The sequence below is a fragment of the Flavobacterium sp. JP2137 genome, from assembly GCF_050562195.1.
GTDB lineage: Bacteria > Bacteroidota > Bacteroidia > Flavobacteriales > Flavobacteriaceae > Flavobacterium.
In genome coordinates this window covers 19,407-35,715 of record NZ_CP191647.1, presented here as the reverse complement: position 1 = coordinate 35,715, position 16,309 = coordinate 19,407, and the positions used below count along the sequence as shown (strand labels likewise).

Genomic DNA, 16,309 nt, shown 5'->3' with positions numbered 1-16,309 from the left:
TTTTTAAAGCACTAAGATACAAATGTTGCGCATACGTTTCCAAATACGGGAGGGGCAATGCGGGTTTTTTAATCTTTTTTTAAGGTTAAAATCGCGGGGAATACTTTCTAAATCGGTAATATTGTTGTTAAAAATAATTGGGCTATGCACAACAACTCCGACCGCTTTAATTTTGACAACGACATCGTCTTAGAAGACGACCGCGTTCTTTTGCGCCCCCTAGTCGATTCGGATTACGAATACCTCTTGCCGTTTTCTATTGACGAACCCGAATTGTGGCTGCATTCGCCGGTAACTGCCGCTGGTGCTGCCGCATTGCGTACCTATATGGATAGCGCTTTGACTTCCAGAAAAAACCAGCAATCCTATCCTTTTATCGTTTGGGACAAGTCCAAGCAACAATATGGGGGAAGCACTCGCTATTACGATATCAAGATAGACAACGGTAGCCTATTGCTAGGATATACCTGGTACGGCAAAGCGTTTCAGGGTACAGGAATAAACAAGCGCATTAAGTTTTTGATGCTCGAATACGCCTTTGAAGTATTGAACATGGAACGGGTGGAGTTTCGAGCAGACCAAAGCAACGAGCGCAGCGTTGCCGCGATGAAGAGTATAGGCTGTGTGCTAGAAGGAGTATTGCGCAAGGAAACCCTTATGCCTTCGGGCCGACGCAGAGATACCGTGGTGTTGAGCATACTCAAAGCCGAGTGGTTTGCAACGGCCAAACAGCGTTTAGCCAGTAAAATGTAATTTTAAAGACCCTATGATGTCAGTACGAAATAACACCGATAGCGGCGTGACCTTTAAAGCGGTTGATGCCCAGAATATTATGAGAATTGAAGCCTTTGCTCGGACTATATGGCAACAGACCTATGCCGATATGATCTCCCAAGAGCAAATCGACTATATGTTGAACGAAATGTATTCCGCAGCACGTATCGAAAGCGATATCGCAGCGGGTTACCGTTGGGATTTGGCTTTTATAGGCGAAGCGCTCATCGGATATTTATCCTATAGATTAGAGGATGAGCAACGGGTGTTTTTGTCGAAGATCTATCTCGATACCCGCTTGCAAAATCGCGGAAATGGTCGGCAGTTGCTCCATAGAGTTTTGGATTTCGCAGCGCACAAACAGGCGAATGCCGTGTATTTAACCGTCAATAAAAACAATGCCAAAGCCATAGCCTTTTACGAGAGAAACGGATTTTATATCGTGAAAAGTCAGGTATTCGAAATTGGACAGGGCTATGTGATGGACGACTATATCATGCAATTCGACCGGACTTAACCCATAGAAAAACCTCAAAATCCCACGGAGGTTTTTTTTATACACCAAAAACTTACTTATTAATAAGTAGATTTTATATATTTGTGGCATGAGAGATACCAAGCAAGAAATCGTGAAGTTAGCCGATCGTCATATCCGATCTAGAGGCTTCAATGCCTTTAGTTATACGGATATTTCTAAGGTATTAGCGATTAAAAACGCGGCAATTCACTATTACTTTCCCAGTAAGTTTGACTTGGGCGTTGCGGTGATTGAAAAGACGATCGACACTTTTGAGTGGTCTTCGCAGCGTTGGAGTGAATTGGATTACGCGGCGCAGTTAGAGCAGTATATGGAAGTCTACGACCGTTCCAAAGCGGAAAATTGCGTGTGTTTAATGGGTGCCTTGGCACCGGCTTACGACACCCTGTCGGCAGAAATGCAGCAGGCTTTACGACTTTTGGGGCAAACCCTACTCGCTTGGTTGACCCGGCTTTTGGAAGCCGGCAGAAATGCGGGGGTATTTACCTTTAAAGGCGCGGCACGCGATCAGGCTTATGTGTTTCAATCGGCTTTGCTGGCATCGTTGCTGCTGGATAAAGTGCTTCAGGAAAATGTTTGCGCCACTATAAAAGCGGGTATACTCAACAATTAAAACGGATGTGCGAAAGCGCAAAATTAAAAATATAATATATGAAGAGAGTTGTAGTAACGGGAATTGGAGTGGTTTCTCCCTTGGGAAACGATGTGGAAACTTTGTGGAAAAATGCGGTTGCTGGAAAAAATGGCGTAGGACCCATTACCCGATTTGATGCCTCAAAATTTAAAACGCAATTTGCCTGTGAGGTCAAGGATTTTGATCCGTCGATCTACTTAGACAGAAACGAGATTAAAAAGACCGATTTATTTACGCAATACGCTTTGTATGCCGCGGCACAGGCCATTGCCGATTCCAATTTTGACAGCGCTGCCCTATCGCCTTACGACATCGGTGTAATTTGGGGTAGTGGTCAGGGGGGGATGGAAACCTTGGAAATCGAGATTAAAGATTTTGTGGAAAACAACTACCAACCGCGCTTTAATCCCTTTTTGATTCCCAAGTTTATCGCCAATATGGCCCCGGGTATGATCGCGATCAAACACGGTTTTCGCGGAATGAGCTTTACAACCGTTTCGGCCTGTGCTTCTACCAATACCGCACTGATGGATGCCGTCAACTACATCCGTTTGGGCAAGGCTAAAATTATGATTAGCGGCGGCTCGGAAGCGCCGATTACAGAAGCTTCTATCGGCGGTTTTACCTCGATGAAGGCCATGTCAAACCTCAATGAAAATCCACAAGGAGCATGTAAACCCTACGACAGCACGCGCAATGGTTTTGTCATAGCCGAAGGTGGAGGGGCTTTGGTCTTGGAAGATTACGACCACGCGATCCAGCGGGGGGCTAAAATTTACTGCGAAGTCGTGGGCTCCTCGATGACTACAGACGCCTATCACATGACATCGCCTTTGGAAAATGGAGAAGCTGCTGCTCATGCGATGAATTTAGCCTTGAGCGAAGCGGGTATTCAAGCCGCACAAATCGATTATTTAAACCCACACGCCACCTCGACACCGGTTGGGGATATTTGCGAAATGGAAGCGATTCGAACGGTTTTTGGCGACAATCCCCAATCCCTCGCAATCAGCGCAACCAAATCCATGACAGGGCATTTGCTGGGCGGTGCCGGTGCTATCGAGTCTATTTTGTGCATCAAAGCCATAGAAAACGGCATGATTCCACCCACGATCAACATCGAACATCTCGACGAGAAAATCCCCGCAGGGATTCACATCGTTCGCGATAAGGCCTTAAGAAAAGAAGTTCATTACGCGATGAATAACTCTTTTGGATTTGGAGGCCACAATGCCATAACGATTTTTAAGAAGATATAAGTATAAAAGGCCATCGCAAGTGGCCTTTTTGCTTTTAAACCCCTTGGGTTTTTACCGTATAAGAACGGTACATCATATAGAGCAAGGCCACGATGATCACCACGGCCGAAGCGTATATAATCTGCGGAATATGGGCTGTGATATCGCGGTAGTACCAGCCGGCAAATAGCGCGCCCCCACCAATAGCGGCTTCCAGGGCTATATACATGGTGGCCATCGCTCGGCCGCGTTCATTTGGTCGGCTAAAATCGATGGTCCACGCGTTTAGGGCAGGAGATAAGACCCCCAGAGATAGCCCATAAATAAAAGCCCCGCTGATAATTCCGACTACCGATTCAAAAAAACCTATAGTGAGCAAGGCGATAAATAACAGTATCAATCCGGCATAAATCACTTTAACACGACCGTATTGGTCGGAAACCTTTCCAGCCACAAAGCGAACCAATAGCGATGACAGGGTAAAAACCATAAAAAAAGTACCTTTGTTGCTCAGTCCTAAATGATCGCTCCAATCGGGAATAAGGGTCAAAATCGTACCGTATGATAGGTAGGACAAAAAGGTGATGAACGCGGCGGGAAAAACGTGCCAATCAAACACATCTACCCAGGATATTTTTAGAAAAGACCAACGAAAGCGCTGTTTTGTCGATAGCGTCTCCTTCATATTCATCAAAATCAGTATGGATAAAAGGGCCAATAGGGAAGAGGTGTAAAACAACACATTCATAGAACTATACAATTTTATGGTACTGCCCAAGGCCGGTCCTATAGCCATACCGGTGCTAAAGCATATTCCGTGCATGCCCAAGGCTTCTCCCCAGCGTTCTTTGGGTACGATATCCGCTACGTATGCAGCGGTTGCCGTCGGTTTAAATCCCGTAGAAAAACCGTGTATCAAGCGCAAGAGTAGAAAACCAGATACCGTGGTCAATACCGGATATAAAAAACCGCATAAAAAACACACAAAGGAACCCACGGCCATTACGGGAATCCGACCGATTTTATCGGTTAGTTTTCCGCTGAAAGGACGGGAGATGCCCGCTGTCAAAGTAAACAACGCGATGATAAGCCCTTTGTATTCCGCACCACCCAAGCTGGTTAGGTAAGCCGGTAATTCCGGTATAAGCATATTGAAACTCGCAGAAAATAGGAGGGAACTCAAACAAACCAAGGCGAATTGTACATTATAGATAGGATGTATTCCGCTAAGGGGTTGATTGCTATGGGGTAAATTCATGGTAAAACAGAAATTGAGGGCAATTAATCGGCAAAATTAACGCTTTAAAACCGCTCTGCATCCATTTAATCAGAAGTTTATCGCAAAATGACTAGGGTTTTCTTTTTGGTGCGTCCTGTTTTTTTGACAGACCGCGACTGGTAAAACCGATCGTCGTCCTGATGGTTCACGAACCTCTAAGAGTCTAAAACAAAAATACCTCTTTCATTTGTTGAAAGAGGTACCTGTGCAAAACATAAAAAACACACAACTTAACTTAATTATAAACACAAAAAATCATCAATACGGGTTCCTGTATTAGGAGATAGACTAATCCATCAATCATAGCACTTATGTTGCTAAAATTGTAGCTTACTTATATAAAAATAGTAAATAATTTGATGAAATAAAAAAAATATGTGATAAAAATTGAGTTTTTTATTTGTACTCTAAAATTATATCTTCTTTTTGAGCTAATCGGTTGATTTACAGTATTAACGCATAATGCGATTTTTTTATTCTTTTTTCATCAGGAAAATTGTTTTTAAGGTTTTTTGGACTCATTTAATCTCAATTGGCGATAATTTGCTTTGGTGCGGTTTTACACGGCTAAATCGATGCGCTCGTCTTTTTTGGACTATTCGTACGTCAAAATGTACACCACTGCAGTAAAGTACAGTGTTGAAAGGAAAACGTTCTGTTTTGAGTAGAAAATAGCGTGTTTAATAGCGAAAAACAAATAAATTTATAGATTATTAAAGGGAGAATGTGCGTTATTTAAGAATATTGTATATTTGGACGACGTGGTATTTTGTTTCCTTTGGGAAGTTTAAAAATTTTAGCTGTATTGTATGGAGGTATTTGTGTTTTTTGCGGTGGCAGTCGTCTTGACTCTAGTGGTTTTGTTCGTCTTGGGAATGTCTAAAATTTTTGCTACCTATACCAAGTTAGAAGCGCTTTTTGTGCGGCTGACAGCGGTAGAAGCCGAATTGCATCAACTCAATCAGCAATTGACGAAGGAGCGAACCGCTGCAGGAGTTTTGCCCGAGGTAAACGCCGTCGAAAATCCGCTGGAAAATGCGGAAGTAGTGCCGGTGGTGGATAAAGGGGAAAATCCGAAGGCAGCCGTACTCGATGATGTACCGGTGGAAGTCATAAGGGCTCAAACCGAGCAGGCTATGGAGGAAAACACCTTAGCGGAACAAGCCTTGAGCGCTGCAATTACCGCGGCATCCCTAGATGTGGAGGCCGATGCACCGACTATACCCCCTAGAATCCGAAAGAAATCGGCCATCGAGCGCTTCTTTTCGGATAATATACTGACAAAGATTGGAGTGATAACCTTTGTACTGGGTATTGCGTTTTTTGTCAAATACGCCATCGATCAAGAGTGGATTAACGAAGTCGGCCGAGTGGGTATAGGTATACTTACAGGAGGTGTAATGATCGGTATTGCACACCGCTTGCGCCGGGAATTCGACGTGTTTTCGTCTTTGTTGGTAGGCGGTGGAATCTCCGTTTTTTATATTACCATTACCTTGGCTTTTAGGGAATACGAATTGTTTAGTCAGACTGTAGCCTTCGTCATACTCATTTTAATCACCTGTTTTTCCGTGGCGATTTCCCTGCTGTACAATAGAAGGGAGTTGGCGATTTTCTCGCTCCTAGGCGGCTTTTTAGCGCCCTTATTAGTCAGTACGGGCACGGGGAATTACCTGGTTCTGTTTTCGTATATCTTGATGCTGAACTCCGGGATGTGCTACCTGTCTTTTCGCAAAAATTGGATCGTTATCGGTTATGTCGCCTTTGTGTTGACCGCCTTTTTTATAGGCGCGTGGATGGTAAATGGCTTTGTCGATCAGTATCTGGGGGGTGCAGTATTTGCAGCCCTGTTTTTTGTACAGTTTTATATAGTGGCTCTGGTCAATACCTCTAAAGACAACAAAATCGCCGCTCAGATTATTTTGATTATTTTAAATAATGCCGTCTTCTTAGGCGTGTACTTTTCTTTGTTCGAAAATTATCCCGGTCTAAATGTCAAGGGATTGATAGCCATTGTTTTCGCGTTGGCAAATGCCGGAGTTTTGATGTACCTCTGGAAAAAGCGAAAGATCAACTCCCTGTATCTCTATGCGGTAATGGGCATCGTCGTGTCGTTAATTACCCTGGCCATCCCCATGCAGTTAAACGGACATTATATCACGATGTTTTGGTCTGTAGAAATCGTGGTTTTACTGGTGTTGTATTTCAAATCAAAATTACGGGTGTTTTACACCGGATTTTTAGTCGTTTCTGCCTTGGCAGTAGTTTCCTATTTATTAGATGTGGGAACTATAGATCAGTTACAGCAGTCCACCCTGATTTTCAATCCGCTATTCGTAACGGGCTTGGTGGTGTTTACATCGTTTTTTATCGCGTATATCTGGATGAAAAAACAAGGGCTCAAAAGTAAGGCCTTGCGCTATTTTCCCGTGGTTTTAAAGGTGCTGGCTTTTGCCGTGCCCTTTTTAGAATTAACTAAAGAAATTCACTTTCTCGAAACATCTACTCCGATCGGCAATTTTGAACAACTAGCCGTAGTGGTATACAGTGTGTGCTACGCGGCGATTTTGTTTTCAATTTCCGCTAAGAGTAAATTAAATTACGTGATCAACTGGTGTTTTATAGGTTTCGCAACCTTGCTCTTGGGCAGTTTTTCAAACTTTTTTAGAAGTGAGGTATTTGTCGAGGGCGTGCTGAACCTCCAGTACTTTTTGGTCGTTTTTATAGCCGTACCCGCGCTGGTGGTCTTGCTGATGCAACTGTATAAAAACCCCAATTACGAGATTTCTTCCAAATGGATCCGTTGGATGCTTGCGGTGGCTTCGTTGATTTTGCTGTGTATTTATATCGACCATACCACAGTGCTGTTTAAAGGGGGAAGTGTGCCGATGAGTTATCCGGAATACAACGCCATATTGGAAACGGCACACATCATTGTTTATCCGATAATTTGGGCGGGCGTAGCCTTGTTTTTAACCTATTTGGGCATTGTGAGGCAGCGTGTTTTTCTGCGCCAAATTGCCATGGCTTTACTGGGAATTACCATAGTCAAGTTTTACGTATTAGACGTTTGGTCGATGAGTGAAGGGGGCAAGGTCTTGTCTTTTGTGCTCTTGGGAATAATTATATTGATTGTCGCTTTCTTGATGAACCGGATAAAAGGTTTGCTGGTTGAAGGGGATAAAGACCCTGCCGATGGCGATTCTTCTAATGCGATGTCCGAATAAATTGTATGCTATGCGTTTATTGATCTCCCTTATCGTCGCCTTTGCACCTTGGTTCGCCGAGGCGCAAATCAAGTATGTCGAATCCGTGCCACGAGTAGCACAATCGGGTTACTACCGCATTGCCTTAAGTCAAGAGATGATTGGCGTGGCCAGTACGCATGATTTTGGCGGAATTCGCTTGATTGATCAGCGCGGTAAAGCGGTTCCTTTTTTTGTCGATCGTCGCATGGAGGCCCAACCCCAACAACACTATAGCGATTTACAGCCGATAGCGCTGCGCACCGATTCCATAGCGAGTTATGCCGTAGTGGAAAACACTCAAGCGATTGAAGTGATGGTTGTGCAAATTAAAAGTGCGGTGGCAAGCGGTTTACACGTTCGCATTCGCGGGAGCCATCAAGCTACTGGTCCTTGGTTTTTGGTCACCTCTCAATCGGTGTCCCCGAGTTCCCACCGCCATTTTAACGCGGATGACGCGGTCATAGAAGTTCGGTTTCCTCAAGGAAACTACCGCTTTTACGAAGTGATGCTGACCAATGATCAAAAGCAGCCCGTAGAGATTTGGTCGGTAAAAGTGCCTAAGCCAATGGCTGTACCAAAAACGGATTGGGTGTTATTGCCCTTTGGACGCCATGCGCAAATCGACAGCCTGAATCACAAGAGCTACCTCAATTTCCCCGATCTTAAAAATCAGTATGCCGTTGCGAAAATAACCTTCGAAATCGCGTCACCACAGCATTATTGGAGAAGGGGCTATGTGTCGAATCAGGAGTTTGTCCTGTCTTCCAAAGTGGGGGCTTCGGTGTTTTTTGAGCGACTAGTCTTGGATAAGGGCAAGGACCTCGTGGTGGAAAATGAACAAAGTACCCCTTTGCAGATGGTGGGAATCAAGGTGTTTGGAAAAGCGGTTTATCTGTGTGCTTATATTTCAGTGGACGATCAAATCAATATAGTGCTCGACCCCGAAAGTAAGTCAAAACCCAATTACGATATCGTTCACTTTCAAAACGACATTCCCTTAGCGCTGCCACAGTTGACTGCCACGGCATTTGAGCTCGTGCCAGCCGACGTGGTGGTATCCACCACGCGCTGGTTTGAAAAACCTGTTTTTATCTGGGTCTGTATCATTGGCGTAGGGGTATTTCTGCTTTGGATTTGCCTGCAAATTGCCCGAGATCTAAAAAAGAATACTAAGTAAGCGGACCGGAAGCTGCTGCGGTTTTTTTTCTAAAAACCACGATGTCTTGATATTCAATCGGCTGATTTTGGGCCTCCGTAGATTTCCAGTTTCCATTGATGATTTCGACTACTTCTAAACCGGAGCGGTGTAGCATCTGTGTCAGTAAATCCTGATGAATGGCTATATTACCCGATTTGACATTGTCGTTCATCAAGCGGTATTGACCCTTTACTATGGGGAAAGGGAAAGTAGGGTGTTGATGTATATGTGCTTCCTCTTCGGAAGTATAGGTGAAAAAAGTCGAAAAGCAGCTGCCATGGTCGTCTAAAACGCGATGAATCTCCCTAAAGTAGTTTTCGATTTCTTCGATTTGCATGTGTGTAAATACCGAAAAGGAAAAGACGACATCAAAACTGTGGTTTTGGTATGGGAATACGAACGTACAGGCCTTTTCGCCCGAATTGTTGTATAAGTCATTATATATAGGAATGTATTTAAAGCGAAAAGGAGCGGTGTCGCTAAAAACTTTTTGATTGCACCAGTCCACTCCCTTTGGGACTACATCAAACCCGTCATAACTTCCGCCATTGTTTAAAAATTGAGTTAAGGCGATGGCCGTTCTACCAATACCACTTCCGATATCCAGGACTTTGTGATTGGGTTTTAAGGCAACGGTTTGCTGTAACAGTTCCAATTGATACAGCCCTTGCTCTAAATAAGCGGAGGCATTGGCACTGGATCCGGTATATATATAACCTCGTGGGGGCACCATCGGATGTCTTTTTCCCAGGAGTAAGTCGTAAGTGTCTATAGGTAGGTAATACCACTTTCTAATTGTATAACGCTGATTAGATGATAGCTTGTACCAAAGAGACCGTAGTGTTTTGCTTTTTTGCATAAATGAAGTACTGAGTTCGTAAGCGTATAAATAATACACTCGTAAAAGTTTATTGTATTTGACCAAATATAGTCTTTTTAACATATATTTTCAATTTAAAATGATGGAATTCGCGTAGGTGTTTATTCGCGGATTCGTCCATTCGCCTTGGTTTGCAGAAGAGCCTATTCGTTGATTTGCGGATGCGCGGATACGCCTTGGTTAGTAGAAAATATTTAAGAACTGCATTTTTTATTCGGAAAAGAACTCCTTTACGCAACCTAGCGAAAACGCCGCTCGCGCCAGCATCTTGCTGGTAAAAGCCTATTCGCTGATTTGCGGATGCGCGGATACGCCTTGGTTAGTAGAAAATATTTAAGGACTACATTTTTTATTCGGAAAAGAACTCCTTTATACTACCTAGCGAAAACGCCGCTCGCGCCAGCATCTTGCTGGTGCGCACAATAAAAAGCAGATTCGTTGATTTGCCGATGCGCGGATGCGCCCTGTTTTGTAGAAAGTATGTAAGGGCTACATCTTTAATCCGTAAAAGAACTCCTTTGCGTAACCCTCTCGAATCATCAAATCCGCGAATCAGCCATTGATATGAAAGGGTACCAGCGTGACGCTGGCACCAGCGGAGGTTGTAGAAAATATTTAAGTTCTACATTTTTTAGTCGGAAATTGAACTCCTTATACATTACCTAATGAATAAATGAATCAACAAATCCTCGAATCCGCTCTTTACTATAAGAAGCTATCTTCTATTCTCCGCCACTCTCGAATCCTCGAATCCGCTCTTTACTATAAGAAGCTATCTTCTATTCTCCGCCACTCTCGAATCCGCGAATGCGCGAATCAACGAATCCGCTAAGAACTAACTATTTCCACAAATCGTGCATTCACCACAACCCGGCGAATAAGCGAATCATCAAATCTGCGAATCAGCCTACAATATAAGAGGGTACCAGCGTGACGCTGGCACCAGCGGAGGTTGCAGAAAGTAATTATGGGCTACATATTTAATCCGGAAAAGAACTCCTTTACGCAATCTCTCGAATCTGCGAATACGCAAATCCGCGAATCCGCTAATGTCTAACTATTTCCACAAATCGTGTATTCTCCGCATCCCGGCGAATAAGCGAATAAACAAATCCGCAAAAAAAATCCTCTTCGTAAAGTTGCGGTAACTAAGCAGTTACCAAATCCTCAGTAAAAACCCTTTAAAAAAAACTTCAAAAGATTAGGAAAGCCGATAAAAAGGCCTACTTTTGCACTCGCATTACCGCAGAAGTTCTTTGATTACCGGGTTGAGATTGTGAGGGTCGTAGGGTTTTAAATCCGATGAGCCGAATAAGGGAGACCAGTGATAGTAACGATTGACGAGGAAAAAAGAAAAATTATTTTTCTATAAAAACCTTGCCAGTTAAAAAAGAAGTTGTAGTTTTGCATCCGCTTTGAGAGACAAGCGAAAACAAGAAGACACGTTCATAGACATATTGAATTGACAGCAAATAAGAGAGAGTAAGGAAATCGCAAGATTTCAAGAATTAGCGCAAACTATCTAAATATATTAAAAAAATACGATGAAGAGTTTGATCCTGGCTCAGGATGAACGCTAGCGGCAGGCTTAACACATGCAAGTCGAGGGGTAGAGGAAGCTTGCTTCCTTGAGACCGGCGCACGGGTGCGTAACGCGTATGCAATCTACCTTTTACAAAGGAATAGCCCAGAGAAATTTGGATTAATGCCTTATAGTGTTGTTGGATGGCATCATTTGACAACTAAAGATTTATCGGTAAAAGATGAGCATGCGTCCCATTAGCTAGTTGGTATGGTAACGGCATACCAAGGCAATGATGGGTAGGGGTCCTGAGAGGGAGATCCCCCACACTGGTACTGAGACACGGACCAGACTCCTACGGGAGGCAGCAGTGAGGAATATTGGTCAATGGAGGCAACTCTGAACCAGCCATGCCGCGTGCAGGAAGACGGTCCTATGGATTGTAAACTGCTTTTATACAGGAATAAACCTACCCTCGTGAGGGTATTTGAAGGTACTGTAGGAATAAGGATCGGCTAACTCCGTGCCAGCAGCCGCGGTAATACGGAGGATCCAAGCGTTATCCGGAATCATTGGGTTTAAAGGGTTCGTAGGCGGTTTGATAAGTCAGTGGTGAAATCTCCTAGCTTAACTAGGAAATGGCCATTGATACTGTCGGACTTGAATTATTGGGAAGTAACTAGAATATGTAGTGTAGCGGTGAAATGCTTAGATATTACATGGAATACCAATTGCGAAGGCAGGTTACTATCAATTGATTGACGCTGATGAACGAAAGCGTGGGTAGCGAACAGGATTAGATACCCTGGTAGTCCACGCCGTAAACGATGGATACTAGCTGTTCGGTCGCAAGACTGAGTGGCTAAGCGAAAGTGATAAGTATCCCACCTGGGGAGTACGTTCGCAAGAATGAAACTCAAAGGAATTGACGGGGGCCCGCACAAGCGGTGGAGCATGTGGTTTAATTCGATGATACGCGAGGAACCTTACCAGGGCTTAAATGTAGATTGACCGTTTTGGAAACATTACTTTCGCAAGACAATTTACAAGGTGCTGCATGGTTGTCGTCAGCTCGTGCCGTGAGGTGTCAGGTTAAGTCCTATAACGAGCGCAACCCCTATCGTTAGTTGCCAGCGGGTCATGCCGGGAACTCTAACGAGACTGCCAGTGCAAACTGAGAGGAAGGTGGGGATGACGTCAAATCATCACGGCCCTTACGTCCTGGGCTACACACGTGCTACAATGGCCGGTACAGAGAGCAGCCACTGGGCGACCAGGAGCGAATCTACAAAACCGGTCACAGTTCGGATCGGAGTCTGCAACTCGACTCCGTGAAGCTGGAATCGCTAGTAATCGGATATCAGCCATGATCCGGTGAATACGTTCCCGGGCCTTGTACACACCGCCCGTCAAGCCATGGAAGCTGGGGGTACCTGAAGTCGGTGACCGTAAGGAGCTGCCTAGGGTAAAACTGGTAACTAGGGCTAAGTCGTAACAAGGTAGCCGTACCGGAAGGTGCGGCTGGAACACCTCCTTTCTAGAGATACGCACTAATTTTATCTTGCTCTCGCTGTTCAATTCAAATAATACACAATAAAAGTACAGAGTCTCGTAGCTCAGCTGGTTAGAGTACTACACTGATAATGTAGGGGTCGGCAGTTCGAGTCTGCCCGGGACTACAGGCTACGCCTGAGGTAAACTTTTGATCATTTTGTCTGCATTTTGCGCAAACAAAACGGCAAAGGACAACGTCAGACGCGGGCATTACTGGCTAATAGCTAGGAAAAACACACTTTTATTGAAAGGAAATTTTAGAGGTTGACTAACCCGACTCCGTTTGGAATAAACACCGATAAAACGACATTGGGGGATTAGCTCAGCTGGCTAGAGCGCCTGCCTTGCACGCAGGAGGTCATCGGTTCGACTCCGATATTCTCCACTACGGCATAAAGTCACACAGAAATAATTGTCTGTGGCGACTCGCCACACGTTCATTGACATATTGAGATATTTAAATACAATAAAAATAATAGAAAGCACGTAATTGATTTCGATCGATTACACAAGCACATAAGCAAAATAAGGGCGTATGGGGGATGCCTAGGCTCTCAGAGGCGAAGAAGGACGTGATAAGCTGCGAAAAGCTACGGGGATTGGCACACACGAATTGATCCGTAGATATCCGAATGGGGCAACCCACTATGTTGAAGACATAGTATCCGATAGGAGGCAAACCCGCTGAACTGAAACATCTAAGTAGGCGGAGGAGAAGAAAACAAAAGTGATTCCGTAAGTAGTGGCGAGCGAACGCGGAACAGCCCAAACCAATGTTGTTACGGCAATATTGGGGTTGTAGGACCACGAGATTTCTTGCGGACAGAATTAGAACAAGTTGGAAAGCTTGACCATAGAGGGTGACAGTCCCGTATAAGTAATGGAAGATAAGAATAGTGGTATCCTGAGTAGGTCGGGGCACGTGAAACCCTGATTGAAACTGGCGGGACCATCCGCTAAGGCTAAATACTCCTGAGAGACCGATAGTGAACCAGTACCGTGAGGGAAAGGTGAAAAGAACCGTGAATAACGGAGTGAAATAGATCCTGAAACCATACGCCTACAAGCGGTCGGAGCCCTTAAGTGGGGTGACGGCGTGCCTTTTGCATAATGAGCCTACGAGTTACCGTTGCTGGCAAGGATAAGTGGTTAAGCCATGGATCCGTAGCGAAAGCGAGTCTGAATAGGGCGCTTTAGTCAGTAGTGGTAGACGCGAAACCGTGTGATCTACCCATGGGCAGGTTGAAGTTTAGGTAACACTAAATGGAGGACCGAACCGGTTGACGTTGAAAAGTCTTCGGATGACCTGTGGGTAGGGGTGAAAGGCCAATCAAACTCGGAAATAGCTCGTACTCCCCGAAATGCATTTAGGTGCAGCGTTAGTTATAAAGTTATATAGAGGTAGAGCTACTGATTGGATGCGGGGGTTTCACCACCTACCAATTCCTGACAAACTCCGAATGCTATATAATGTTCACTAACAGTGAGGGCATGGGTGCTAAGGTCCATGTCCGAGAGGGAAAGAACCCAGACCATCAGCTAAGGTCCCCAAATGTATACTAAGTTGAAAAAACGCGGTTTGTCTGCCCAGACAGCTAGGATGTTGGCTTGGAAGCAGCCATTCATTTAAAGAGTGCGTAACAGCTCACTAGTCGAGCGGACGAGCATGGATAATAATCGGGCATAAGTATACTACCGAAGCTATGGATTTACAGACAAGGGTTTGTAAGTGGTAGGGGAGCATTCTAATGGGGTTGAAGGTGAGTTGTGAGACTTGCTGGACTAATTAGAAAAGAAAATGTAGGCATAAGTAACGATAATGCGGGCGAGAAACCCGCACACCGAAAAACTAAGGTTTCCACAGCTATGCTAATCAGCTGTGGGTTAGTCGGGTCCTAAGGCAAACCCGAAGGGGGACGTCGATGGCCAACGGGTTAATATTCCCGTACTACTTATAATTGTGATGGAGTGACGGAGTGATGAAAGCACCGCGAACTGACGGAATAGTTCGTTGAAGATTGTAGCTATATTCCAGATAGTAAAATGCGTTTGGAATGGCAAAGATCGATAGTACTGCGAGTCTACGGACAAGTAGATAGTGTGCCTAAGGGCTTCCAAGAAAACCTTCTAAACTTAGATTATAAGTACCCGTACCGTAAACCGACACAGGTAGTTGGGGAGAGAATCCTAAGGTGCTCGAGAGATTCATGGCTAAGGAACTAGGCAAAATAGACCTGTAACTTCGGGAGAAAGGTCGCCAGCGCAAGCTGGCCGCAGTGAAGAGGTCCAGGCGACTGTTTATCAAAAACACAGGGCTCTGCAAAATCGTAAGATGAAGTATAGGGCCTGACACCTGCCCGGTGCTGGAAGGTTAAGAGGAGATGTTATGAGCAATCAGAAGCATTGAATTGAAGCCCCAGTAAACGGCGGCCGTAACTATAACGGTCCTAAGGTAGCGAAATTCCTTGTCGGGTAAGTTCCGACCTGCACGAATGGTGTAACGATCTGGACGCTGTCTCAGCCATGAGCTCGGTGAAATTGTAGTATCGGTGAAGATGCCGATTACCCGCAGTGGGACGAAAAGACCCTGTGCACCTTTACTATAGCTTAGTATTGTTCTTGGATAAGTGATGTGTAGGATAGGTGGGAGACTGTGAAGTGGCGTCGCTAGGCGTTGTGGAGTCATTGTTGAAATACCACCCTTTGCTTATTTGAGATCTAACTCCATATAATGGAGGACATTGCTTGGTGGGTAGTTTGACTGGGGTGGTCGCCTCCAAAAGAGTAACGGAGGCTTCTAAAGGTTCCCTCAGCACGCTTGGTAACCGTGCGTAGAGTGCAATGGTATAAGGGAGCTTGACTGAGAGACTAACAAGTCGACCAGGTACGAAAGTAGAGCATAGTGATCCGGTGGTTCCGCATGGAAGGGCCATCGCTCAAAGGATAAAAGGTACGCCGGGGATAACAGGCTGATCTCCCCCAAGAGCTCATATCGACGGGGGGGTTTGGCACCTCGATGTCGGCTCGTCACATCCTGGGGCTGGAGAAGGTCCCAAGGGTTGGGCTGTTCGCCCATTAAAGTGGCACGCGAGCTGGGTTCAGAACGTCGTGAGACAGTTCGGTCTCTATCTACTGCGGGCGTTAGAAATTTGAGTGGATCTGATTCTAGTACGAGAGGACCGATTTGGACAAACCTCTAGTGTATCTGTTGTCTCGCCAGGGGCATCGCAGAGTAGCTACGTTTGGCAGGGATAAGCGCTGAAAGCATATAAGCGCGAAACCCACCACAAGATGAGATTTCTTTAAAGGGTCGTGGGAGATGACCACGTTGATAGGCTATAGATGTAAAGGCAGTAATGTCATAGTCGAGTAGTACTAATAACCCGTAAGCTTATGTGTACTGTCCCGTTTTTTAAACGGGACAGGATGACTTTCTACTTATAC

At 44.9% G+C, this 16,309-nt stretch carries 8 protein-coding genes, 2 tRNA genes and 2 rRNA genes; 10 read left to right on the top strand and 2 right to left on the bottom strand.

The window, feature by feature from the left end; translation table 11 throughout:
- Positions 1–144: 144 nt before the first annotated feature.
- The 4 genes from ACQZ43_RS00155 (at position 145) to fabF (ending at position 3,205) form a co-directional block, all read left to right on the top strand.
- The gene (locus ACQZ43_RS00155; RefSeq protein ID WP_430613782.1) at positions 145–753 is read left to right on the top strand and encodes a GNAT family N-acetyltransferase; all 609 of its coding nucleotides are present in this window, start codon (positions 145–147) and stop codon (positions 751–753) included.
- 13 nt (positions 754–766) lie between these two features.
- Positions 767–1,291, top strand: coding sequence for a GNAT family N-acetyltransferase (locus tag ACQZ43_RS00150; protein WP_430613780.1), 525 nt, complete (start codon positions 767–769; stop codon positions 1,289–1,291).
- 88 nt (positions 1,292–1,379) lie between these two features.
- The gene (locus tag ACQZ43_RS00145; RefSeq protein ID WP_430613779.1) at positions 1,380–1,925 is read left to right on the top strand and encodes a TetR/AcrR family transcriptional regulator; all 546 of its coding nucleotides are present in this window, start codon (positions 1,380–1,382) and stop codon (positions 1,923–1,925) included.
- A gap of 38 nt (positions 1,926–1,963) precedes the next feature.
- The gene (gene fabF / locus ACQZ43_RS00140) at positions 1,964–3,205 is read left to right on the top strand and encodes a beta-ketoacyl-ACP synthase II (RefSeq protein WP_430613778.1); all 1,242 of its coding nucleotides are present in this window, start codon (positions 1,964–1,966) and stop codon (positions 3,203–3,205) included.
- Between the two features lie 34 nt (positions 3,206–3,239).
- Here fabF and ACQZ43_RS00135 read toward each other — a convergent pair whose 3' ends face one another.
- Positions 3,240–4,442: an MFS transporter gene (locus ACQZ43_RS00135; protein WP_430613777.1), complete on the bottom strand. Its 1,203-nt coding sequence runs from the start codon at positions 4,440–4,442 to the stop codon at positions 3,240–3,242.
- An 830-nt stretch (positions 4,443–5,272) separates the two neighbouring features.
- Between ACQZ43_RS00135 and ACQZ43_RS00130 the strand changes: the two genes are divergently transcribed.
- Both ACQZ43_RS00130 and ACQZ43_RS00125 read left to right on the top strand, forming a co-directional pair.
- The gene (locus ACQZ43_RS00130) at positions 5,273–7,690 is read left to right on the top strand and encodes a DUF2339 domain-containing protein (protein WP_430613776.1); all 2,418 of its coding nucleotides are present in this window, start codon (positions 5,273–5,275) and stop codon (positions 7,688–7,690) included.
- 10 nt (positions 7,691–7,700) lie between these two features.
- Entirely contained in the window at positions 7,701–8,888 is a 1,188-nt protein-coding gene (locus tag ACQZ43_RS00125) for a hypothetical protein (protein ID WP_430615720.1), read from the top strand.
- On the opposite strand, the gene ACQZ43_RS00120 is transcribed toward ACQZ43_RS00125, so the two are convergent.
- On the bottom strand, positions 8,881–9,852 hold the full coding sequence (locus ACQZ43_RS00120; protein WP_430613775.1) for a class I SAM-dependent methyltransferase: 972 nt from the start codon (positions 9,850–9,852) through the stop codon (positions 8,881–8,883). The genes ACQZ43_RS00125 and ACQZ43_RS00120 overlap by 8 nt on opposite strands.
- Before the next feature lie 1,478 nt (positions 9,853–11,330).
- Between ACQZ43_RS00120 and ACQZ43_RS00115 the strand changes: the two genes are divergently transcribed.
- The 4 genes from ACQZ43_RS00115 to ACQZ43_RS00100 all read left to right on the top strand — a co-directional run bounded on the left by ACQZ43_RS00115 (position 11,331) and on the right by ACQZ43_RS00100 (position 16,264).
- A 16S ribosomal RNA gene (locus ACQZ43_RS00115) occupies positions 11,331–12,848 on the top strand.
- Positions 12,849–12,916: 68 nt separating this feature from the next.
- Positions 12,917–12,990 (top strand) — tRNA-Ile (locus tag ACQZ43_RS00110).
- A 186-nt stretch (positions 12,991–13,176) separates the two neighbouring features.
- Positions 13,177–13,250: transfer RNA gene (locus ACQZ43_RS00105), tRNA-Ala, on the top strand.
- A 129-nt stretch (positions 13,251–13,379) separates the two neighbouring features.
- Positions 13,380–16,264 (top strand): 23S ribosomal RNA (locus ACQZ43_RS00100).
- The 16S and 23S rRNA genes sit together here with 2 tRNA genes alongside, the layout of an rRNA operon.
- Positions 16,265–16,309 lie beyond the last annotated feature (45 nt).